This is a genomic window from Novosphingobium anseongense, from assembly GCF_037482895.1.
In the GTDB taxonomy this organism is placed as follows: Bacteria; Pseudomonadota; Alphaproteobacteria; order Sphingomonadales; family Sphingomonadaceae; genus Novosphingobium; species Novosphingobium anseongense.
Map to the genome: position 1 here is coordinate 461,656 of NZ_JBBHJZ010000002.1, position 20,349 is coordinate 482,004.

General features: G+C 67.6%; 20 protein-coding genes. 14 read left to right on the forward strand and 6 right to left on the reverse strand.

Annotation, left to right across the window (positions count from 1 at the left end; all coding sequences use genetic code 11):
* Nucleotides 1-31 precede the first annotated feature (31 nt).
* Together ggt and WG901_RS10920 are read right to left on the reverse strand one after the other, a co-directional pair.
* Complete coding sequence (gene ggt / locus WG901_RS10915) at nucleotides 32-1,744, reverse strand: gamma-glutamyltransferase (protein WP_339587096.1); 1,713 nt, start codon at nucleotides 1,742-1,744, stop codon at nucleotides 32-34.
* A gap of 10 nt (nucleotides 1,745-1,754) precedes the next feature.
* Nucleotides 1,755-2,786, reverse strand: coding sequence for a quinone-dependent dihydroorotate dehydrogenase (locus WG901_RS10920; protein WP_339587097.1), 1,032 nt, complete (start codon nucleotides 2,784-2,786; stop codon nucleotides 1,755-1,757).
* 335 nt (nucleotides 2,787-3,121) lie between these two features.
* Between WG901_RS10920 and WG901_RS10925 the strand changes: the two genes are divergently transcribed.
* The 9 genes from WG901_RS10925 to WG901_RS10965 all read left to right on the forward strand — a co-directional run bounded on the left by WG901_RS10925 (nucleotide 3,122) and on the right by WG901_RS10965 (nucleotide 9,584).
* Entirely contained in the window at nucleotides 3,122-3,568 is a 447-nt protein-coding gene (locus WG901_RS10925; RefSeq protein WP_339587098.1) for an SUF system Fe-S cluster assembly regulator, read from the forward strand.
* Nucleotides 3,565-5,046, forward strand: coding sequence for a Fe-S cluster assembly protein SufB (gene sufB / locus WG901_RS10930; protein WP_339587099.1), 1,482 nt, complete (start codon nucleotides 3,565-3,567; stop codon nucleotides 5,044-5,046). The genes WG901_RS10925 and sufB overlap by 4 nt, the downstream gene beginning before the upstream one ends.
* Nucleotides 5,043-5,552, forward strand: a complete 510-nt coding sequence (locus WG901_RS10935) for an endonuclease domain-containing protein (RefSeq protein ID WP_339587100.1) — start codon at nucleotides 5,043-5,045, stop codon at nucleotides 5,550-5,552. The genes sufB and WG901_RS10935 overlap by 4 nt, the downstream gene beginning before the upstream one ends.
* 78 nt (nucleotides 5,553-5,630) lie before the next feature.
* Nucleotides 5,631-6,383: a Fe-S cluster assembly ATPase SufC gene (gene sufC, locus WG901_RS10940; RefSeq protein WP_339587101.1), complete on the forward strand. Its 753-nt coding sequence runs from the start codon at nucleotides 5,631-5,633 to the stop codon at nucleotides 6,381-6,383.
* A complete protein-coding gene (locus WG901_RS10945; protein ID WP_339587102.1) occupies nucleotides 6,380-7,117 on the forward strand; it encodes a SufD family Fe-S cluster assembly protein in 738 nt (245 codons plus the stop codon). The genes sufC and WG901_RS10945 overlap by 4 nt, the downstream gene beginning before the upstream one ends.
* The gene (locus WG901_RS10950; protein WP_339587103.1) at nucleotides 7,114-8,319 is read left to right on the forward strand and encodes an aminotransferase class V-fold PLP-dependent enzyme; all 1,206 of its coding nucleotides are present in this window, start codon (nucleotides 7,114-7,116) and stop codon (nucleotides 8,317-8,319) included. Before WG901_RS10945 ends, WG901_RS10950 begins: the two co-directional genes overlap by 4 nt.
* Nucleotides 8,316-8,792 carry an SUF system Fe-S cluster assembly protein gene (locus WG901_RS10955; RefSeq protein WP_339587104.1) on the forward strand — a complete coding sequence of 159 codons (477 nt, stop codon included), beginning with the start codon at nucleotides 8,316-8,318 and terminating at the stop codon, nucleotides 8,790-8,792. Before WG901_RS10950 ends, WG901_RS10955 begins: the two co-directional genes overlap by 4 nt.
* Complete coding sequence (locus WG901_RS10960; protein WP_339587105.1) at nucleotides 8,792-9,148, forward strand: HesB/IscA family protein; 357 nt, start codon at nucleotides 8,792-8,794, stop codon at nucleotides 9,146-9,148. Before WG901_RS10955 ends, WG901_RS10960 begins: the two co-directional genes overlap by 1 nt.
* A 40-nt stretch (nucleotides 9,149-9,188) precedes the next feature.
* The gene (locus WG901_RS10965; protein ID WP_339587106.1) at nucleotides 9,189-9,584 is read left to right on the forward strand and encodes a VOC family protein; all 396 of its coding nucleotides are present in this window, start codon (nucleotides 9,189-9,191) and stop codon (nucleotides 9,582-9,584) included.
* Here WG901_RS10965 and WG901_RS10970 read toward each other — a convergent pair.
* Both WG901_RS10970 and WG901_RS10975 read right to left on the reverse strand, forming a co-directional pair.
* The gene (locus WG901_RS10970) at nucleotides 9,581-10,384 is read right to left on the reverse strand and encodes a hypothetical protein (protein ID WP_339587107.1); all 804 of its coding nucleotides are present in this window, start codon (nucleotides 10,382-10,384) and stop codon (nucleotides 9,581-9,583) included. The genes WG901_RS10965 and WG901_RS10970 overlap by 4 nt on opposite strands.
* Nucleotides 10,385-10,454: 70 nt before the next feature.
* On the reverse strand, nucleotides 10,455-10,898 hold the full coding sequence (locus WG901_RS10975; RefSeq protein ID WP_339587108.1) for a hypothetical protein: 444 nt from the start codon (nucleotides 10,896-10,898) through the stop codon (nucleotides 10,455-10,457).
* A gap of 141 nt (nucleotides 10,899-11,039) precedes the next feature.
* Between WG901_RS10975 and WG901_RS10980 the strand changes: the two genes are divergently transcribed.
* On the forward strand, nucleotides 11,040-12,029 hold the full coding sequence (locus WG901_RS10980; protein WP_339587109.1) for an adenosine kinase: 990 nt from the start codon (nucleotides 11,040-11,042) through the stop codon (nucleotides 12,027-12,029).
* 29 nt (nucleotides 12,030-12,058) lie between these two features.
* Here the strand turns inward: WG901_RS10980 and WG901_RS10985 are convergent, their stop codons facing one another.
* Together WG901_RS10985 and purD are read right to left on the reverse strand one after the other, a co-directional pair.
* The gene (locus WG901_RS10985; RefSeq protein ID WP_339587110.1) at nucleotides 12,059-12,943 is read right to left on the reverse strand and encodes an HlyD family secretion protein; all 885 of its coding nucleotides are present in this window, start codon (nucleotides 12,941-12,943) and stop codon (nucleotides 12,059-12,061) included.
* Between the two features lie 106 nt (nucleotides 12,944-13,049).
* Nucleotides 13,050-14,339 carry a phosphoribosylamine--glycine ligase gene (gene purD, locus WG901_RS10990; protein WP_339587111.1) on the reverse strand — a complete coding sequence of 430 codons (1,290 nt, stop codon included), beginning with the start codon at nucleotides 14,337-14,339 and terminating at the stop codon, nucleotides 13,050-13,052.
* Between purD and xseA the strand changes: the two genes are divergently transcribed.
* From xseA to WG901_RS11010, 4 genes are all read left to right on the forward strand, one after another.
* Nucleotides 14,339-15,817 carry an exodeoxyribonuclease VII large subunit gene (gene xseA / locus WG901_RS10995; protein ID WP_417602745.1) on the forward strand — a complete coding sequence of 493 codons (1,479 nt, stop codon included), beginning with the start codon at nucleotides 14,339-14,341 and terminating at the stop codon, nucleotides 15,815-15,817. The two genes, purD and xseA, sit on opposite strands and share 1 nt — an antisense overlap.
* A gap of 27 nt (nucleotides 15,818-15,844) precedes the next feature.
* A complete protein-coding gene (locus tag WG901_RS11000) occupies nucleotides 15,845-16,048 on the forward strand; it encodes a DUF2093 domain-containing protein (protein WP_339587113.1) in 204 nt (67 codons plus the stop codon).
* Nucleotides 16,048-16,926 carry a M23 family metallopeptidase gene (locus WG901_RS11005; protein ID WP_339587114.1) on the forward strand — a complete coding sequence of 293 codons (879 nt, stop codon included), beginning with the start codon at nucleotides 16,048-16,050 and terminating at the stop codon, nucleotides 16,924-16,926. Before WG901_RS11000 ends, WG901_RS11005 begins: the two co-directional genes overlap by 1 nt.
* Nucleotides 16,927-17,195: 269 nt before the next feature.
* Nucleotides 17,196-20,342 (forward strand): TonB-dependent receptor domain-containing protein, encoded by a 3,147-nt coding sequence (locus tag WG901_RS11010; RefSeq protein ID WP_339587115.1) that lies wholly within the window; start codon nucleotides 17,196-17,198, stop codon nucleotides 20,340-20,342.
* Nucleotides 20,343-20,349 lie beyond the last annotated feature (7 nt).

Sequence of the window (20,349 nt, forward strand, 5' to 3'; positions counted from 1 at the left end):
AGGGCGGGCAGAGGCTGCCAGCAAGGCGCGGCTATTCGGAAACCGCCGCGCCCTCGCTGCGCGGGTCGGCGGCGCCGCGCAGTTTGCCGCCGACGACCTCGATCGCATTGGCCTTGAGCGGCAGTTCGCGAGCCCCGACTTCGGCGTGGCCGAGCGCCTGGAGCGCGGGGATCATGGCTTCGAGCGCCGAACCCTTCTCGACGAAGACCTGGGTGCCGCCGGGCGCAAAGAGCACGGGCAGGGCGAGCGCATCGCCGACGGGCAGGTTCCAGTCGATCACGCCGATGATGACGCGCAGCACCTGGACGGGGATCGTCGCGCCGCCGGCCGCGCCGACCGCGAGCCGCAGCTTGCCGTCGGGGCCGTAGACCAGGGTCGGCGCCATCGAACTGCGCGGGCGCTTGCCGGCTTCGACGCGGTTGGCCACCGGCTTGCCGTCGCGTTCGGGCGCCAGGCTGAAATCGGTGAGCTCGTTGTTGAGGTAATAGCCGTTGACCATCAGTCCCGAACCGAATGAGCTCTCGATCGTCGAGGTGTTGGTCACCGCGCGGCCATAACGGTCGACCACGACGAAGTGCGAGGTCGAGGGCACGTCGGGCGTCAGCGTGTCGGCCAGCGCAGCCTTGGCCCCGGCGGGCGTGCCCGGCTCGACCGCGGGGATCGTCCGGTCGGGGGCGATCAGCTGCGAGCGCCGGGCCAGATAGTCGCGCGCGACGAGGCCCGCGACGGGCACCGATACGAAATCGGCATCGGCGAGATAGCGGTCGCGGTCGGCATAGGCGAGCCGCTCGGCCTCGGCGATCAAGTGCCAGGCCTGCGGCGAATCCTTGCCCATGGCGCCGATGTCGAAGCGCTCGAGCATGCCGAGCACGCCTTGGACCGTCGTCGCGCCCGAACTGGGCGGTCCCATGCCGCAGACCTTGTAGGCGCGGTACAGGGTGCAGACCGGCTGTCGCGGCTTGGCCTGGTAGGCGGCGAGGTCGGCCACGGTCATCGGTGCGGGGTTGCGCGGCGTGGTGGAGACCGCCTTGGCGATCGCCTCGGCATTGGCGCCCGTGTAGAAAGCCTTGGCGCCTTCGTTCGCCAACCGGGTGAGAAATGCGGCCAACGCGGGGTTTTTCACCAAGGCGCCCACGGGCAGCGGATTGCCGTCGGCGCCGTAGTAGAGCGCGCGGCCCTCGGCGGTCATTGCCCCGGTGCCGCGCGAGCGATCGAGATACTGGCGCATGCGCGGCGAAATCGCGAAGCCGTCGCGGGCCAGCGCGATCGCGGGATCGAACAGCCGCTTCCAGGCGAGCTTGCCGTGGCGGGCGTGCGCCTGCTCCATCAGGCTGAGATTGCCGGGTACGCCGACGCTGAGCCCGCCGGGGATGGCCTGGGCCGTCGTCAGAACTTTGCCTCCGATCTCGAACCAGCGCGGCGTTGCCGCAGCGGGCGCGGTCTCGCGGCCGTCGATCGTCTCTACCGTGCCCCTCCCGTCGTCGAGCACGAGGAAACCGCCGCCGCCGATGCCCGAGCTTTGCGGCTCGACCACGTTGAGCGCGAGCAGCATGGTGAGCGCCGCATCGGTGGCGCTGCCGCCTTCGCGCAACACCTGCGCGCCGGCTTCGGCCGCGCGCGGATCGGCGGCGCTGACCATGCCCTTGTCGTAGCGCGGGACGCTTGCGGTCGGAGTCTGCGGAGCGGTGGCGCAACCCGCGAGAAGCAGGGCGGCGGCAAGCGAAGCGAGAAGCCTGTGTTGCATTGCAGCAGGGCTAACCGCTTCCGACCGCCTCGGCAATCGAGGAGAAGCCGTCGCGTCGCATCAGATTTTCAAGACCGCGTGCGATCTTGCGGGCGATTCCGGGGCCTTCGTAGACCATCGCGCTGTAGACCTGGACGAGGCTGGCGCCGGCGCGGATGCGCGCCCAGGCGTCTTCGGCCGTGGCGATGCCGCCGACGCCGACCAGCGGCAGCGCGCCGCCCGTGGCCTTGCGGAAGTCGACGATCCGCTGCTGCGCCAGGTCGCGCAGTGGCGCGCCCGAGAGCCCGCCGGCCTCGCCCGCATGGCGCGACTGGAGGGGCGGGCGGGAGATCGTCGTGTTCGAGACGATCAGCGCGCCGAGCTGTTTGCCGAGCGCGATCCGCGCGATCGCATCGATGTCGGCGGGCTGGAGATCGGGCGCGACCTTGAGGAAAATCGGCGGACCTGGCTGGCCTCGCGCTTCGAGCACGGCGTCGAGCAGCGCGGTCAGCGCGCCTTCGTCCTGCAGGGCGCGCAGGCCGGGGGTGTTGGGGCTGGAGATGTTGACCGCGAGATAGGACGCATAGGGTGCCATCAGCCGCGTCATCATCGCATAGTCGGCCACGCGATCGGCCGAATCCTTGTTGGCACCGACATTGATTCCGACCACGCCCGGCCGCCCGTTGCGCGCGCGCAGCCGTTCGGCCGCCTCGGCGCCGCCGCGGTTGTTGAAGCCCATGCGGTTGATGACCGCGCGATCCTCGGCCAGGCGGAACAGGCGCGGTTTGGGATTGCCGGCTTGGGGCAGGGGGGTGATCGAGCCGACCTCGGCGAAGCCGAAGCCCAAGCCCAGCAGCGCGTCGGGAATTTCGCCGTCCTTGTCGAAGCCAGCCGCCATGCCGACCGGATTGGGAAAGGACAGGCCGGCCACGTTCACGGCCAGCGGTCCGCCGGTCGGCGCGCGACGGCCGGCGGGGGCAAGCTTGAGCGCATTGAGCGCGAGCACGTGGGCGCGTTCGGCGTCGAGTCGGAACAAGGCGGGTCGGAGCAGGGAATAGAACATCGTTTCCGCCATAGCCTCGGTCGGGCATCTGGCTCAATCTGCGACATCACGATCGCCCACCGATCCATTCATCGTAAAACTACGAGGTTGGAGTGCTATCGTGTCGCATTCGTACAATTTTTTGGGCGGCGCCAGGCATAACGCGGCCGTGCGACCCGAAGGGCTCGCAGCAATTCTGCAGCGAGTTCTCGACTTTAGCGGCGGCCCCCGGCTTGACCAGGGGCCGCCTTTTTTTGCTCGCAAGCCGCGACGGGAAGCGCCGGGTTGAATTGTCGGCGCATGGCTCCTAGTTGAAACCGGAACGAATCACTCCGATTTTGCGAACGGTTCTCAAGATGCGCTTGTCGAGCATGGCAGACTATGCCGTCGTCACGATGGCTGCGGCTTCGCGGCACTGCGGTGGCGCGCGCGTTTCGGCGGCGCAACTGGCCGAAGAGACCGGCCTCCCGGCACCCACCGTGCAGAAACTCGTCAGCCGGCTCACCGCCGCGGGCCTGCTGCGCTCGTCGCGCGGCGTCGGCGGCGGACTCAAGCTCGCGCGCCCTGCGGCGGCAATCACCCTGGCCGATATCGTCGAGGCGGTCGAAGGGCCGATCGCGCTGACCGCCTGCGTCGAACACGGCCGCAACGACTGCACGCTCGAATCGGCCTGCATGGTCCGTCCGCACTGGCCGATCGTCACCGCCGCCCTGCGCGGTGCACTGGCGCAGGTGTCGCTGACCAAGCTGGCCGAGGTTCAGCCGCAACCCGCACAGCCCTATCTGGCCGAGACTGCCCTATGACCGAGGAAATCACCCTGAAGGATCAGGCCGCGCGCGACGCCGCCGCGAAGGTCGCCGATTACGAGCACGGCTGGTCGTCGGGGATCGAGACCGAATTCGCGCCCAAGGGCCTGTCCGAGGATACCGTCCGCTTCATCTCGGCCAAGAAGGACGAGCCCGAGTGGATGCTCGAATGGCGGCTCAAGGCCTATCGCCTCTGGCTGACGATGACGCCGCCCGACTGGGCCAAGCTCAACGTGCCGCCGATCGACTACCAGGACGCCTACTACTACGCCGCGCCGAAGGCGAAGAAGGAACTCGGCAGCCTCGACGAGGTCGATCCCGAGATCCTGCGCGTCTACGAGAAGCTGGGCATTCCGCTGGCCGAGCAGGAAGTGCTCGCCGGGGTCGCCGGCGCACGCAAGGTCGCGGTCGATGCGGTGTTTGATTCGGTTTCGGTCGCCACGACCTTCCGCAAGGAGCTCGAGGCCGCGGGGGTGATCTTCCGTTCGATCAGCGAGGCGATCCGCGAATATCCCGATCTCGTGAAGAAGTGGCTCGGCAAGGTCGTGCCGACGCACGACAACTACTTCGCGGCGCTCAACTGCGCGGTCTTTTCCGACGGTACCTTCGTCTACATTCCCGAGGGCGTGCGCTGCCCGATGGAGCTGTCGACCTATTTCCGCATCAATGCCGAGAACACCGGCCAGTTCGAACGGACGCTGATCGTCGCCGACAAGGGCAGCTATGTCAGCTACCTCGAAGGCTGCACCGCGCCGATGCGCGACGAGAACCAGCTCCACGCCGCCGTGGTCGAACTGGTCGCGCTCGACGATGCCGAGATCAAGTATTCGACCGTGCAGAACTGGTATCCCGGCAATGCCGAAGGGCTGGGCGGCATCTACAACTTCGTCACCAAGCGCGCGCTCTGCCAGGGCAAGCGCTCGAAGGTTTCGTGGACCCAGGTCGAGACCGGCTCGGCGATCACCTGGAAGTACCCCTCCTGCGTGCTCAACGGCGAGGATTCGGTCGGCGAGTTCTACTCGGTCGCGGTGACCAACAATTACCAGCAGGCCGATACCGGCACCAAGATGATCCACAACGGCAAGGGCAGCCGCTCGACGATCGTCTCGAAGGGCATTTCGGCGGGCAAGAGCAACAACACCTACCGCGGTCTCGTCCGCGTCGGCGCCCAGGCCGAGGGCGTGCGCAACTTCACCCAGTGCGACAGCCTGCTGCTCGGCGGCGACTGCGGCGCGCACACCGTGCCCTATATCGAGGTGCGCAATCCCACCGCGCAGATCGAGCACGAGGCGACCACCAGCAAGATTTCGGACGACCAGCTGTTCTATGCGATGCAGCGCGGGCTCGACCAGGAATCGGCGGTGGCGCTGATCGTCAACGGCTTCGCCAAGGAAGTGCTCCAGCAGCTGCCGATGGAATTCGCGGTCGAGGCGCAGAAGCTGCTCGGCATTTCTCTTGAAGGATCGGTCGGTTGACCAGAAAGACTCTCTCCGTCCTCCCGCCCGAAGAGCGCGCCGAGGCGCCGCAGCTCCAGAAGAAAGGGCGCGGCTGGAATATTGCCGAATCGCGGCTCGATACCTTGCATGAGACTGCGCGCGAGATGCGCCGCGCGCCGACCGAGGCGCAGAGCCTGCTGGGCGAGGCGCTGGTCGCGGCCGAGCTCGGCAAGTTTCGCTTCCGGCGGCAGGTGGTGATCGGCTCGGCGATCGTCGACTTCGCTTCGCAGTCGCTCAAGATCGTCGTCGAGATCGACGAGCCCGACGCCAATGCCGAGCTCGACCGGCGACGCGACGCCAGCCTCGAGCATGTCGGCATCAAGGTGCTGCGCTTTCCCGCGGCCGAGGTGCTGGCCGATGTCGAGGCCGTCACCGCCAAGATCGTCGCCGAGATGAAGGCGCGCTATGCGGAGCAGCGCGCAAGGCCGCGCGGCAACGGCCGCGGTGGCTACAAGGGCGATCGCGACAGGGACAGCCGCCGATGAGCGCGGCTAGCTGGATCGCGGTCGCCGTCGCTTTTCCGATCATTCAGGGCGCCCGCAGGCGGCGCCGTAAGGACACCGATGCTCAAGATCGATAACCTCCAGGCCAACGTCACCGCGTCCGGGACCGACAAGCCCATCCTCAAGGGGCTCTCGCTGCAGATCAATGCAGGCGAAATCCACGCGATCATGGGGCCGAACGGCGCGGGCAAGTCGACGCTCGGCTATACGCTCGGCGGCCGGCCCGGTTATGAAGTGACCGGCGGTTCGGTCGATTTCGACGGTAAGGACCTGTTCGAACTCGAGCCCTACCAGCGCGCGGCCGCGGGTCTGTTCCTCGGCTTTCAGTATCCGGTCGAGATCCCCGGCGTGTCCTTCGTCCAGTTCCTGCGCGAGGCGGCCAATGCCCAGCGCGCGAGCCGCGGCGAGCCGGCGCTTTCGGGCGGCGAGTTCCTCAAGCTGGCCAAGGAGCAGGCGGGCCTGCTGCGCATGGACATGGACATGCTCAAGCGGCCGGTGAACGTCGGCTTCTCGGGCGGCGAGAAGAAGCGCGCCGAGATGGTCCAGATGGGCATCCTCGATCCCAAGCTGGCGATCCTCGACGAGACCGATTCGGGGCTCGACATCGATGCGCTGCGCATCGTCGGCGAAGGCATCAACGCGATCATGCGCAAGCCGAGCAAGGCCGTGCTGCTGATCACGCACTACCAGCGGCTGCTCGACTACGTGAAGCCCGATTTCGTCCATGTCCTCGCCGGCGGCCGCATCGTCAAGACCGGCGGGCCCGAGCTGGCGCTCGAGCTCGAGGAACAGGGCTACGAGGCGGTGGCGTGAGCGAAGTCGCCGAACTTCCCACGCGTAAGGACGAGGCGTTTCGCTATTCGGATCTCGATGCCCTGGCCGGCGTCTGGCCCGTCGCGCGCGAAGAAATTCTCGTGCCGAGCGGGCAAAGCACATCGCTGAGCGTGGTCGAAGAGGGTGAGGGCGCGGTGGCGCGACACCTGCTGATCGAGATCGAGGCCGGCGCCCGGTTCGACCTGCGCATTCTCAACGCCGGCAACGTCTTCGGCCGCGTCGCGGTCGACGTGCGGCTGGGCGAGGGCGCGGACTTCACCCTGGGCGCGGCGCAGCTCGGTTCGGGCGCGCAGACCTTGGAGATCGTCACCGAGGTCAGCCATGCGGAGCCGAACGCCACCAGCAGCCAGATCGTCCGCTCGGTTCTCGGCGAACGGGCGACGGGCACCTACCTCGGCAAGGTCGCGGTCGCGCGCGGGGCCGATGGCACCGATGCCAGCCAGTCGGTCCGCGCCATGTTGCTCGACCGCACGGCGACGGCCAATGCCAAGCCCGAGCTCGAGATCTACGCCGACGACGTCAAGTGCGCGCACGGCTGCGCGGTGGGTGAGCTCGACGCGATGGGCCTGTTCTACCTGCAGTCGCGCGGCCTCACCCCGCCGCAGGCCAAGCGGCTGATGCTGCAGGCTTTCATTGCCGAGGCCTTCACCGGTGCGCCCGAAGAGGAGCGCCTGCAGGCGCTCGCGCTCGCGCGGCTGGAGGCGATCGTATGAGCCTGCGTTCGGTGCGCGACGACTTTCCCGGTCTGCTGACCGCCGAGGGCAAGCCCTGGCACTATCTCGACACCGCCGCGACCGCGCAGAAGCCGCAGGCGGTGATCGACGCGACCGTGCGCGCGATGGGCGCCGACTATGCGACGGTCCACCGCGGCGTCTATGCGCGCTCGGCCGACATGACGCTGGCCTATGAAGCGGCGCGACGCACGATCGCGGGCTTCGTCGGCGCGCCCGAGCACGAGCTGGTCTTCACCCGCGGCGCGACCGAGGCGATAAACCTCGTCGCCCACGCCTGGGGCAACACCCACCTCAAGGCCGGCGACCGCGTGCTGCTCTCGACGCTCGAGCATCACGCCAACATCATTCCCTGGCAGCTGCTGCGCGACCGTGTCGGCATAGAGATCGACGTCTGTCCGCTGACCAGGGACGGCCTGATTGATCTCGTCGCGGCCGAGCAGATCCTGACGCCAGCGCACAAGCTCGTCTCCTTGGCACATGTCTCGAACGTGCTCGGCTCGATGCTCCACGTGGAACACGCCGTGGCTCTTGCACGGGCCGTCGGTGCGAAGGTGCTGATTGACGGCTGTCAGGCCGTGCCGCGCCTATCGATCGACGTGGCGGCGCTCGGTGCCGATTTCTACGTGTTCTCGGCGCATAAGATCTATGGCCCGACGGGCATCGGCGCGCTCTGGGCGCGAGCCGAAATCCTCGAATCGATGCCCCCCTGGCATGGCGGCGGTGCGATGATCGATCGTGTGACTTTCGAGAAGACGACTTATGCGCCGCCTCCGGCGCGCTTCGAGGCCGGCACCCCCGCAATCATCGAGGCGATCGGTTTCGCCGCGGCGGTCGACTATGTGAAGGCGCTCGGCGTCGAAAAGATCGCCGCGCACGAGATGGCGCTGACCGCCCAGGCGCGCGATGAACTGCGCCGGCTCAATTCGGTGACCGTGTTCGGACCCGAGGAATCGGCGGGCATCGTCTCTTTCGCGCTCGATGGGGTGCATCCGCACGACCTCGGCACCATATTGGACGAGGAAGGCGTGGCGATCCGCGCCGGGCATCATTGCGCGCAACCGCTGATGGACTGGCTCGGCGTGCCGGCGACGGCGCGCGCCTCCTTCGGCGTCTACAGCGACGAAAGCGACATTGCCGCGCTGCTGCGCGGCATCGAGAGGACCAAGAGGATCTTCGGATGAGTGAGGAAGAGACCAAGTTCAGCGTGGAAGAGGTCGAGGCCGTCTCGCCGCCGCCACGGGCGCGCGTCGAGGACATCGAGGCTCCGGCCGAGAAGCTGGAGCGCAAGCGCGACTATCTCGAGGGTTTCCTCGCGGCCAAGCCAGAAGGCATTGCTGCCGGCGAGCCTGGCGGATCGATCTATGATGGCGTGATCGAGGCGCTCAAGGAGATCTACGATCCCGAGATCCCGGTGAACATCTATGAGCTCGGCCTGATCTACGGCGTCGAGGTGTCGGACGAAGGCTCGGTCGCGATCACCATGACCCTGACCACACCGCATTGCCCGGTCGCCGAATCGATGCCCGGCGAGGTCGAGATGCGCGTCAGCGCGGTGCCCGGCGTGCGCGATGCCGAGGTCAATCTCGTCTGGGATCCCCCGTGGGACATGGCCAAGATGAGCGACGAAGCGAAGCTCGAACTGGGGATGTTGTGATGACCGAGGTCAAGACCCGCCAGCGCCCTGCCGCCGTCATCCTGACGCCTTCGGCCGAAGCGCGGATCGCCAAGCTGATGGACCAGGCGCCTGCCGATGCGATCGGTGTCAAGCTCTCGACCCCGCGCCGCGGTTGTTCGGGGCTCGCCTATTCGGTCGACTACGTGACCGAGGCGCAAGGCTTCGATGAGCGGATCGAGACGCCGGGCGGGCTGTTCTTCATCGACAGCGCCTCGGTGCTCTATCTGATCGGTTCGACGATGGATTGGGTCGAGGACGACTTCACCGCCGGCTTCACCTTCCAGAACCCGAACGCAAAGGGCGCCTGCGGCTGCGGCGAGAGCTTCACCGTCTAGCACGGCGGAACCGTTTTACGGACCGGGGCGTTCCCGGTCCATGCTCGACCACACCGGCATCGTCGTCACCGATCTCGCCAAGGCGCGCCGCTTCTACGATGCGATCGCCGTGCCGCTTGGGCTTGCCACCAAAACCAATGGCCCCGACTCGTTCCTCTTCGGCAAGAACGCCGAAGAGCCGATACCCTATCTGTGGATCGGCACCCTGATCCCGTCCTACTGGGTCGAGGGCTCGCGCCCCGGCATCAACCAGATGCACGTCGCCTTCCGCGCGCCCGACGAAGAGGCTGTCCGCGCCTTTCACGCCGCGGCGCTGGCGGCGTGTGGGCGCGACAACGGTCCGCCCGGGCCGCGCGACGGGGTTCCGAACTACTACGGCGCCTTCGTGCTCGATCCCGACGGCAACAACATCGAAGCGGCCTTCCGCAAAGGCTAGCGGCGTTCCTCGACGAGGAAGTCGATCAGCGCCGTCTCGAAAGCGTCGAGTTCGCCGGTGACAGCGCCCGCGGCCGCTGCGGGCGAGAAGCCCGGCAGCAGGCCGCGCTGCCCCAGATGCCCGAAGAAGCGGCCAAGGCCGTCATCGGGTCGCGTCATGAAATCTTCGAGGTCCGCGGCGCGATCGAGCGACAGCGGGTCGTAGCGCGTGAAGGGCGCCAGATAGTTGCCGACGCCCTGGATGAACAGCCGCTGCCATTCGCCGCCAGCGGTTCCGGCCTGCTTGAGGCGGAACAGCAACTCGGCCTCGGCACGGCTTATGCCGGTCGCACGATCGCTGGCGGGGGCGAACAGCAGCCGGCGCAGCAGCCGGGCTTCGGGATCGGCGATCCCGTCGGCCAGCACGCTGCGTTCGACCGTGGCGATGCCGTGGCTGCGCAGCCGGCTGGGCACGTTGGTCAGGCGCTCGAACAGCTTGGCCAGGAGCTCGAGCGCGGCGATCGATGCGGGCAGGGCTTCGCGATCGATGCGGGCCAGCAACCAGTCGGCCTTGGCCTCGTCGATCTCGCCGAACGGCTCGGCGCCATTGAGCAGGAAGTCGTGAACCGCCTCGACGAAGAACGTCGTCCACTCCGGGTTCGGGACGGAGACCCGGCCATCGACGGCCAGGATCGCCTCGGCCTCGTCGGCGTCGATCTTGCCGTCTGCCCAGCAGGCGCGGCGCAGGATCAGGATCTCGTCGGAAGCGATCGTACCATCGGTGGCAACTTGCGCGGCAAGATCGCGGAACTGCGTACTCATGGGTGCCAAACTCCCGAATTCGGCGCGTACCTAGCCGGAGCCGTCTTAAATCCGCGTTACCCCGGGGCGCTCATGGTTTCCGCAGCGCTTGGATGCAGGCTGCGCGATCGACGTCGCGGCCGTCGCTGCGCCGCGCATCGACATAGGTCGCCTGCGGTTCGGCGCCGCCAGCGCGCGGATAGAGATAGACGTCGAGAATACAGGCTGTGCCGCTGAACTGCAGCTTGCGCGCGTCGCCTTCCCACACGTCGAGCCGCGGCGTGCCGAACTGTCGGTTGAGCGTGGCGACGGTCGAGCCGATCACACCTTCGAGCCCAGGAAGCTGTTGGACCTGCGCAACGGGTGGCGGTCGCTTGACCGGTGTCCGCACCGGCTGGCGCGGCTTGCCTTCGCGCAGGGTGGGGGACTTGCGCGGGTCCGTGGTACCCGTGCGCGGCTTGCTGCCCGTCGAGCTGCAGGCGGAAACCACGGCGGCGAGCGCCAGGACGAGGGGAATCGCACGCAAGCTTGGCATCGCCGAGCGGCATCGCCGGGACGGCGGTTGCTGTCAACGCCGGAGGTAGCGATGCGGGTGGGCGATGGGCACCTCGGCGCTTGCCGCCCGCCCTGCCGACCGCTAGGCGCGCCCGATAGTTTTCCCAGCACAGGATCTGCCATGACCCAGCCCTCGATCGACGTGATCGCCATCGGCAATGCCATCGTCGATGTCATGGCTCCCAGTTCGGACGAGCTCATTGCCCAGCTCGGCCTGCAGCGCGGCGGCATGACCCTGGTCGACACCGACCGCGCGCGCGAACTTTACGATGCCATGGGTCCCGCACGCGAGATCTCTGGCGGATCGGCGGCGAATACCCTGGCGGGGCTCGCCGCGCTCGGCGCCAAGTGCGCCTTCATCGGCCAGGTCGCCGACGACCAGCTCGGCGAGGTCTTCGCGCACGACGTCCGCGCCGGCGGTATCGCTTTCGCCACGCCTTCGCGCGAGGGTGAGCCGCCGACGGCGCGCTGCCTGATCTTCGTTTCGCCCGACGGTCAGCGGACGATGAACACCTATCTCGGCGCCTCGCAGTTCCTGCCCGCCGAGGCGCTCGACGAAAAGGTCATCGCCGATGCGGCGGTGCTCTATCTCGAAGGTTATCTGTGGGATCCCGAGGAACCGCGCGCGGCTATGCGCAAGGCGATCGCCGCGGCGCGCGGGGCCGGCCGCAAGGTCGCCTTCACCCTGTCCGACGCCTTCGTCATCTCGCGTCACGGTGACGACTTCCGCAAGCTGATCGAAGCGGGCGAGATCGACATCCTCTTCGCCAACGAGGGCGAACTGGCGGCGCTGACCGGTATCGAGGACTATCGCCAGGGCATGGCCTCGCTGGCGGCCAAGGTGCCCTTGCTGGTCGTGACCTGCGGCGCCGAGGGTGCCGTCGCCCAGGCCGGTGACGACTTTGCGCGAGTCTCGGCCGAGCCGATCGACAAGGTGGTCGACACCACGGGCGCGGGCGATCTCTTCGCCGCGGGCTTCCTGTTCGGCCATGTCCGCGGGCGATCGCTGGCGGAAAGCCTCAAGCTCGGGGCGATCTGCGCGGCCGAGATCATCTCGCACTACGGCGCGCGGCCCGAAGCCGATCTCAAGGCGTTGACCGCGACGGTTTGAGCATCGGTTCCTCCCCGGATCGGGAGGAACTACGCTTCGCTCGCTGGCGTGGCCTCTCTGGGCTTGCGGCGCAGGTTGCGCAGCGGTGTCTTGCGCCAGAGCACGACGAGTAGCGCGGCGAGCAGGGCCCAGGGCAGCAGCGCCCCCAGCGCGACGAGGATTATGCTCACCATCGTGGTGAAGCTCGACTGGCTCGTCGCCCAGGCATCGCCGATCGGGCTGTCGCCCCAGCTGAAGCCGCGCTTGCCGGCATAGTTGAACGTCATCGGCGTATTGGCCAGCATCTCGGCGCCTTCGTCGCGTCTGGTCTGTTCGACGTTCTGCTGCTGGCGCAGCTGTTCGGCCCGGCGCTGCAATTCCTCGCGCTCCGAAGCGGTTTTCACGCCTTCTGCCAGGCGCTTGTCGACGCCGCCCAGCTCGTCCTCGATCCGCTTGCTGCGCTGTTGTGACTGGTCGATCACGCTGCCCACGTCGTTGCCTTCGATCGCGGCATCGACCAACCGCCCCTTCGCCTGTTCGACCGCGGCAATGCCTTCCTTACCGAAATTCCGCGCCAGCGCGGGATCGAGCTTGAATAGCAACTGGCCGCGGACCTCGTCTTCATCGACCAGCGTATAGCGCATGCCGGTGATGCGGCAGTGCTGCGGACCGAGCTTCTCGCAGGCCGCGGCGTGCCGTTCCTGCACGGCCGAGATCGCGGTGTCGGGCAGCACGAAGGCATAGCGATAGTCGAAGGCCACGCCCGGCGCTGCGGTCAGGTTGATGGCAGGAGCGCCGACGCTTTCCTTAAGGTCGATCGACGTGACTTTCTGCGGCTCTCGGGCTTCGCTGGCCGTCTCTTCGCGATGGCCTTTCGAACAGCCCGCGAGCAGCAGCAGCAGGCCGAGCGTGAAAGTCGCACTGATCCGGCGCATGGCAATTCCCCCCGTCGCCGTCGTTCGGCAAGCGAACTCTATCTCGGAGTCCGGGTTTGGCAACGCCTTGCCGGACGCGGTTAACTGCCGCGGCGGAGTGTGACGCTCAGCCTTCGCGTACGATCTCGCGCGCGACTTCGTTCTTGCCGATGTCGCGGCGGCAGAAGCCTTCGGGGAAAACGATGGTATCGACCGCGGCATAGGCAGCGGTCTGGGCTGCGCGCACGGTTTCGCCGCGCGCGGTCACGTTGAGCACGCGGCCGCCGTTCGCGGTCAGCACGCCGTCGATGCCCAGCGCGGTGCCCGCGTGGAACACCTTTGCGCCGTTCAGCTCGGCCGAAGGAATGCCGTCGATGCGGCCGCCCTTCTTCGGTGTGCCCGGATAGCCCTCGGCCGCCATGACCACGGTCAGCGCGGTGTCGCGCGAGAACGCGGGCTGCTGACAGGCCGACAGCCGGTTCTCGGCGCAAGCGAGCAGGATCTCGGCGACATCGCTTTCGAGCCGCATCATCAGCACCTGGCATTCGGGGTCGCCGAAGCGCGCGTTGTATTCGATCAGCTTCGGGCCTTCGGCGGTCAGCATCAGCCCTGCATAGAGCACACCCGAATAGGGCATGCCCGCGTCGGCCATCGCCCGCACGGTCGGCGCGACGATCTTCGACAGGACTTCGCCTTCGAGCAACGGCGTCAGCACGCGCGCGGGACTATAGGCGCCCATGCCGCCGGTGTTGGGGCCGGTGTCGCCGTCGCCGACGCGCTTGTGATCCTGCGCCGACCCGAAGGGCATGATGGTCGAACCGTCGGTCAGAGCGAAGAAGCTCGCTTCCTCGCCTTCGAGGAATTCCTCGATCACCGCCTCGGCACCGGCTTCTCCGAAGCGGCCGGAGAAGATCTCGCGCACGGCCTCCTCGGCCTCGGCCAGGGTCATGGCGACGGTGACGCCCTTGCCCGCGGCGAGGCCGTCGGCCTTGATCACGACCGGGGCGCCGAAACGCGCGAGCGCGGCCAGACCGGCCGCTTCGCTGGTGACGCGCTCGTAGCCCGCGGTGGGGATCTCGGCGCGGGCGCAGAGGTCCTTGGTGAAGCCCTTGCTGCCTTCGAGCTGGGCGGCGAGGCGGCTGGGCCCAAATACGGCGAAACCGGCGGCGCGCAGCGAATCGGCGAGGCCGTCGACCAGCGGCGCCTCGGGACCGATCACCACCAGCCCGACGCGATGGGCCTCGCAAAAGGCTACGGTCGCGGCATGATCGGTGGCGTCGAGCGCGACCAGCTCGGCATGCTCGGCAATGCCGGGGTTGCCCGGCGCGGCGAAGAGCCTATCGCAAAGCGGCGATTGCGCGAGCTTCCATGCCAGCGCATGTTCGCGCCCGCCCGAGCCCAGCAGCAGGATGTTCATTGCCCGTGCCTTCTCATTATGACGACGATGCCGCCGACGTTCCGGGGGGGCTGGTAGCGAAGGACAGGCCGGGGGACAACGCTGCCGCGCTGTCGGTGAGCGAGATTTCGGGCCGCCTGAAGCGCACGGTCGAGGAACGCTTCGGCTTCGTGCGCGTGCGCGGCGAGCTTTCGGGGGTGAAGCGCGCGGCTTCGGGCCATCTCTATCTCTGCCTCAAGGACGAATCCGCGCGGCTCGACGGGGTCATGTGGCGCGGCAATGCCGGCAACCTCGGATTCCGCGTCGAGGACGGCATCGAGGTCATCGCCTCGGGCAAGCTGACGACCTATCCGGGGCGCTCGAACTACCAGATCGTCATCGACCGCATGGAAGTGGCGGGCGAAGGGGCGCTGCTGGCGCTGCTCGCCAAGACCAAGGCGCGGTTGGAGGCCGAAGGGCTGTTCGATCCCGCGCGCAAGCGGCCGGTTCCCTTCCTGCCCTCGGTGATCGGGGTCGTGACTTCGCCCACCGGCGCGGTGATCCGCGACATCCTCCACCGCTTGGCCGATCGCTTCGGCACCCATGTCCTTGTCTGGCCGGTGCTGGTCCAGGGGCAGGGCGCGGCCGAGCAGGTGGCGGCGGCGGTCGAGGGCTTCTCGCGGCTCGCGGCCGATGGTCGCGTGCCGCGGCCCGATCTCGTCATCGTCGCGCGCGGCGGCGGATCGATCGAGGATCTCTGGGCCTTCAACGAGGAGGTCGTGGTCCGCGCCATCGCCGGTTCGTCGATCCCGGTGATCTCGGCCGTGGGCCACGAGACCGACACCACGCTCGCCGACTTCGCTGCCGATCTGCGCGCACCGACCCCGACCGCGGCGGCCGAACATGCCGTGCCGGTGCGCGGCGAACTGCTCAACCAGGTGGCCGAACTCGCGCTGCGCAAGCGCCGCGCCGTGGCGCGCCCGGTCGCGCTGGGTCGCGAACGCCTCGAGGCGCGCGTCCAGCGCCTGCCCAAGGGCGACGCCGTGCTCGCTCCGTTCGTCCAGCGGCTCGACGATCTCGGCGAGCGGCTGCGGCGCGGGCTGGGCGAGCGCATCGTCGTCGCGCGCCAGCAGCTGCAGAACGATCGCGCGCGGCTGTCGGCGCCGCTGCTCGCCGCCCGGCTCGATCAGGCGCGGCACCGCCTCGTGGCGCAGCGGCTCGCGCCCGCGCTCGTGACGGCGCGGATCGCCTCGCAGCGCGACCGGCTCGAGGGGCTGGGCCGGCTGATGACATCGCTCAATCCCGACAACATTCTCGAACGCGGCTATGTCCGCGTGACGGCCGGCGACGGACGCACGCTGGTGAGCAAGGCGGCGGCAGCGAAGGAGGTGTCGCTCTCGCTGCACTTCCGCGACGGGGAGCTGGCGGTGGCGCCGCTCGACGGCAGTGCCGCAACGCGGCCTGCGCGCGCCGCGCCGAAGGACAAGCCTTCGCCGCCCGAACAGGGCAAATTGCTTTGATTGGAGGGGGGCGCTAGAATGGCGGTCATGCTGATGTCCTCGAACGATCGTCCCGCCACGCTGCACTATGGTCCCAACGGCTTTCGCGTGGTGACCACCGGCAGCCACGTGGTCTGCGCAGTCTCTGGCGAGAAGATCCCGCTCGATGCGCTTCGCTACTGGAGCGCCGCGCTGCAGGAGGCTTATGCCAGTCCCGAACTGGCGACGCGGAGGCTGCTGGAGCGCGCGTAATGCGGCCGTTTGCCGCCATCGGCCTGGGCCTTGCCGGCGCGGCGCTGCTGCTTGCGGCGGGCGCGGGGGTGAACCGACTGCGAGCCAATGCCGGCAATACCGCGCGGCTGGCGCCCGGCGACATCGCGCTCGCGGGGGAACTGACTCAGGGCGGCTGGGCACGCGGCACGGCGCCCGCGGGCACCGTCGAGCTGACCTTCAACGACAAGCCCGTGGTCGTGGCGCCAGACCGCAGTTTCTTCGTGGCCTTCGATCGCGATGCCGGCGCCGAGGCGCGGGTCGTCGCGCGGCTTGCCGATGGCGGCGCGGTGATCCGCAAGCTCGCCATCGCGCCTCGCGCCTGGCGGCTCGAGCGGATTCCGATCGGGCCACGACCGGGCACACCGCCGAGCGAGGCCTATCGCATCCGCCGCGAGGGCGAGCTCAAGCAGATCAACGCCGCGCGCGCGATCGACAGCGGCAGCCAGGGCTGGCGCCAACGCTTCGTCTGGCCGGCCAAGGGGCGTCTGTCGGGCGTGTTCGGTTCGCAGCGGATCTACAATGGCGTGCCGGGCTCATACCATTCGGGCACCGACATCGCCACGGGCGCCAGCGGCACGCCCTTCGCCGCGCCGGCCGACGGCGTGGTCATCCTTGCGGCCTCGAGCCCGTTCTCGCTCGAGGGCTATCTGCTGATGATCGATCACGGCATGGGGCTGAACAGCGCCTTCCTCCATTGCTCGCAGATCCTCGTTCGTCAGGGCGAGGCGGTGAAGCAGGGGCAGATCATCGGCCGGATCGGCGCGACCGGTCGTGCAACGGGGCCGCATCTGCACTGGAGCGTCAAATGGCGCGATGCGCGTCTCGACCCGATCCTTTTCACGGGACCGATGCAATAGTCGATATCGACTGACTTTATTATTTATTTTCAGATGGTTGTGGTCCTTGGGCATGGTCGTGTCCGGGGGGGTTCGTGTTGCAGGAATGTTACATACGTTCAAAAATACACCTACAGTCCTGTCAGCAACTGGCTGAAACAAAAACTTTCAGACATGTAAGTTGTTATCCACGAGGCTGCTCGAACCGCCTGCCGCCTGCGCTTTTCCCGGAGCGCGGGCATGCGTTTATGCGCAAGGTGAAAGAGTGGCCCTTTTCAGGGGTCCCAACCATGAACACCAACACTCACTTTGCCATGCTGAAGGCGGGCGCGGCCGCGTTTGCGGTCAGCGTCGCGCTGGCCGCCACGCCGTCCTTCGCGCAGGACAGCGCGCCGGCCGCCGCACCCGCCGACGACGGCGACGCGATCATCGTCACCGGTTCGCGCATCGCACGTCCCGAACTGACGGCCTCGTCGCCGGTCTCGGTCATCTCCAACCAGGACATCAAGCTGCAGGGTTCGAGCCGCGTCGAAGACGTGCTCAACTCGCTGCCCTCGGTCTATGCCAGCCAGACCTCCGCCTTGGCGAACGGTGCCGACGGCACGGCCTCGATCGACCTTCGCGGCCTCGGCACCACGCGCACGCTGTCGCTGGTCAACGGCCGCCGCCTGCTGCCCGGTGACCCGAGCCCCACCAGCGGTTCGGCCGCCGACGTCAACATGATCCCCGCCGCCATGCTCAAGCGCGTCGAAGTGCTGACCGGCGGCGCCTCTTCGGTCTACGGCGCCGACGCCGTCGCCGGCGTGGTCAACTTCATCCTCGATACCGATTTCGAGGGCTTCCGCGTCGATGCGAACTACAACTTCTACCAGCACAACAACCGCGACAAGTTCCTGACGCCGCTGCTCGACACGCGCGCCAATGCAGGCTTGGCCGGCTACGACTATCCCAAGGGCAGCGTCAGCGATGGCCACACGATCGACGCGACGGTCGCCTTCGGCACCAAGTTCGCCGACGACCGCGGCCACGCGATGGTCTATTTCGGCTACCGCAAGGTCAATCCGGTAACCCAGCGCAACCGCGACTACAGCGCCTGCGTGCTGCAGAACAGCGGTGCCGGTCGTCCGCAGTGCGGCGGTTCGGCGACTTCGGACAACGGCAACGTCCTGCTGTTCGATCCGGCGGTGAACACCGATTCGTCGACGATCTATACCTTCGCGCCGAACGGCGGCTTCCGGAACGGTTCGACGCTCTACAACTTCGCGCCGCTCAACTACTTCCAGCGCCCCGACAAGCGCTACACCGCGGGCCTCTTCGCCGACTACGAGATCAACGAATCGATCAAGCCCTACGTCGAGTTCATGTTCATGGACGACAAGACGGTCGCGCAGATCGCGCCGTCGGGCAACTTCGGCAACACGCTGACGATCAACTGCGACAACCCGCTGATGTCGGCGACCCAGCGCGGCGTGGTCTGCAATCCCGGCAACCTGATCAACGGCTTCCTCGGCACCTTCCCGCTCGCACAGAGCGCACCCTACAACAACAATCCGGGTGCGGCGCCGATCAACTTCGTCGATTCGCGTGGCGTGCAGTACCAGCAGGGTTTCTTCCAGCTGCTGCGCCGCAACGTCGAGGGCGGTGCGCGTCAGGCCGAACTGCAGCACACCAATTACCGCGCGGTGCTCGGCTCGAAGGGCCAGCTCGGCGAGGCCTGGTCCTATGACGCCTACTACCAGTACGGCCGTTCGAACTACACGCAGATCTACCGCAACGAGTTCTCGGTGGCGAAGCTCAACCGCGCGCTCAACGCCGTGGTCGACACTCGCCCCGGCAGCGCGACCAACGGTCAGGTCGTCTGCCGTTCGGTGATCGACGGCAGCGACACCAGCTGCGTGCCCTACAACGTGTTCGCCGGTGCCGGCGGCGCCAGCGCCGCGTCGGTGAACTACCTCTCGGCGACGGGCTTCCAGAGCGGCAGCACCACCGAGCAGGTTGCCAACCTGTCGTTCACCGGCGACCTCGCCAACTACGGTCTCAAGACCCCTTGGGCCAACGACGGCGCCGTGGTGAACTTCGGTGTCGAATGGCGCCGCGAATCGCTCGACCTGCAGACCGACCAGGCCTTCTCGACCGGCGATCTCACCGGTCAGGGCGGTGCGACCCTGCCGCTGTCGGGCAACTTCAAGGTGCTTGAGTTCTTCGGCGAAGTGGCGCTGCCGATCGTCCAGGACGGCTTCATCAAGGACCTGACTTTCAACGCCGGCTATCGTCGCTCGGACTACAAGACGAGCGCCGACCGCAAGTACGGCACCGACACCTACAAGTTCGGTATCGACTTCGCGCCGATCAGCGACGTCCGCTTCCGCGCCGTTTACAACCGCGCCGTCCGCGCCCCGAACATCCAGGAGCTGTTCGCGACGCCGACCGTGGGCCTCAACGGTTCGAGCGATCCCTGCTCGGGTCGCACGCTCACCGCGGCTGACTATGGCTGTATCGCCCAGGGCCTGCGCGCGGGCAGCGGCACCGTCGCCAACCCGGCAGGCCAGTACAACGGCCTGATCGGCGGCAACCAGGACCTGCGCCCCGAACGCGCCACGACCAAGACCTTCGGCGTCGTGCTGCAGCCCAGCTTCCTGCCGCGCTTCGCGCTGACGGTCGACTGGTTCGACATCAAGGTCCAGGATGCCATCCGCCAGTTCGGCCAGGACGCGATCCTGTCCGACTGCGTCACCAACGCCACGGCGACCTTCACCCCTGTCTCGTGCGGCCTGGTCAAGCGCGACGCGGCCGGTTCGCTCTGGCTGACGCCGGGCGGCTATGTCATCGATACGCCGAGCAATGTCGGTTCGGTGCAGACCAAGGGTCTCGAGATCACCGGTTCGTATTCGCACGACGTCGGTTTCGGCAACCTGTCGCTGACCTTCAACGGCACCTACCTCGATCAGTACAAGATCGATAACGGCCTGACCCCGGCTTACGACTGCGCCGGCTTCTACGGCCCGACCTGCTCGAAGGGCGGCACCACCGACAGCGGCGCACCGCTGCCGCGCTGGCGCCACAAGGCGCGTCTGTCGCTGACCACCGAATCGAAGATCGGTGTCTCGCTGCAGTGGCGCTTCATCGGCAAGGTCACGGCGGAGACCCTGTCGGACAACCCGTCGCTGGCCGCGCCGACCAACTTCGATCCGGGCCTGCGCATCAAGAGCCAGTCCTACTTCGACCTGGCGGCGTCGTACAACTTCAAGGACGCCTATACGTTCCGCCTGGGCGTCAACAACCTGTTCGACAAGCAGCCGCCCTACGTCACCTCGGGCAGCGGCGCCGTTCCGGGCACCAACCTGTGCCCGACCGGTCCGTGCAACGGCAACACCTACCCCGGCACCTACGACGCGCTGGGCCGCTACCTCTACGCCAGCGTCACGCTTGACTTCTAAGTCGGCG

Coding starts and splice junctions, on each gene's coding strand:
- WG901_RS10960 (WP_339587105.1), top strand. CDS start 8,792: ATGACCGAGGTCAAGACCCGCCAGCGCCCTGCCGCCGTCATCCTGACG.
- purD (WP_339587111.1), bottom strand. CDS start 14,339: ATGAACATCCTGCTGCTGGGCTCGGGCGGGCGCGAACATGCGCTGGCA.
- WG901_RS11000 (WP_339587113.1), top strand. CDS start 15,845: ATGCTGATGTCCTCGAACGATCGTCCCGCCACGCTGCACTATGGTCCC.
- sufC (WP_339587101.1), top strand. CDS start 5,631: ATGCTCAAGATCGATAACCTCCAGGCCAACGTCACCGCGTCCGGGACC.
- WG901_RS10975 (WP_339587108.1), bottom strand. CDS start 10,898: ATGCCAAGCTTGCGTGCGATTCCCCTCGTCCTGGCGCTCGCCGCCGTG.
- WG901_RS10955 (WP_339587104.1), top strand. CDS start 8,316: ATGAGTGAGGAAGAGACCAAGTTCAGCGTGGAAGAGGTCGAGGCCGTC.
- WG901_RS11005 (WP_339587114.1), top strand. CDS start 16,048: ATGCGGCCGTTTGCCGCCATCGGCCTGGGCCTTGCCGGCGCGGCGCTG.
- WG901_RS10920 (WP_339587097.1), bottom strand. CDS start 2,786: ATGTTCTATTCCCTGCTCCGACCCGCCTTGTTCCGACTCGACGCCGAA.
- WG901_RS10950 (WP_339587103.1), top strand. CDS start 7,114: ATGAGCCTGCGTTCGGTGCGCGACGACTTTCCCGGTCTGCTGACCGCC.
- WG901_RS11010 (WP_339587115.1), top strand. CDS start 17,196: ATGAACACCAACACTCACTTTGCCATGCTGAAGGCGGGCGCGGCCGCG.
- WG901_RS10985 (WP_339587110.1), bottom strand. CDS start 12,943: ATGCGCCGGATCAGTGCGACTTTCACGCTCGGCCTGCTGCTGCTGCTC.
- sufB (WP_339587099.1), top strand. CDS start 3,565: ATGACCGAGGAAATCACCCTGAAGGATCAGGCCGCGCGCGACGCCGCC.
- ggt (WP_339587096.1), bottom strand. CDS start 1,744: ATGCAACACAGGCTTCTCGCTTCGCTTGCCGCCGCCCTGCTTCTCGCG.
- WG901_RS10980 (WP_339587109.1), top strand. CDS start 11,040: ATGACCCAGCCCTCGATCGACGTGATCGCCATCGGCAATGCCATCGTC.
- WG901_RS10965 (WP_339587106.1), top strand. CDS start 9,189: ATGCTCGACCACACCGGCATCGTCGTCACCGATCTCGCCAAGGCGCGC.
- WG901_RS10970 (WP_339587107.1), bottom strand. CDS start 10,384: ATGAGTACGCAGTTCCGCGATCTTGCCGCGCAAGTTGCCACCGATGGT.
- WG901_RS10925 (WP_339587098.1), top strand. CDS start 3,122: ATGCGCTTGTCGAGCATGGCAGACTATGCCGTCGTCACGATGGCTGCG.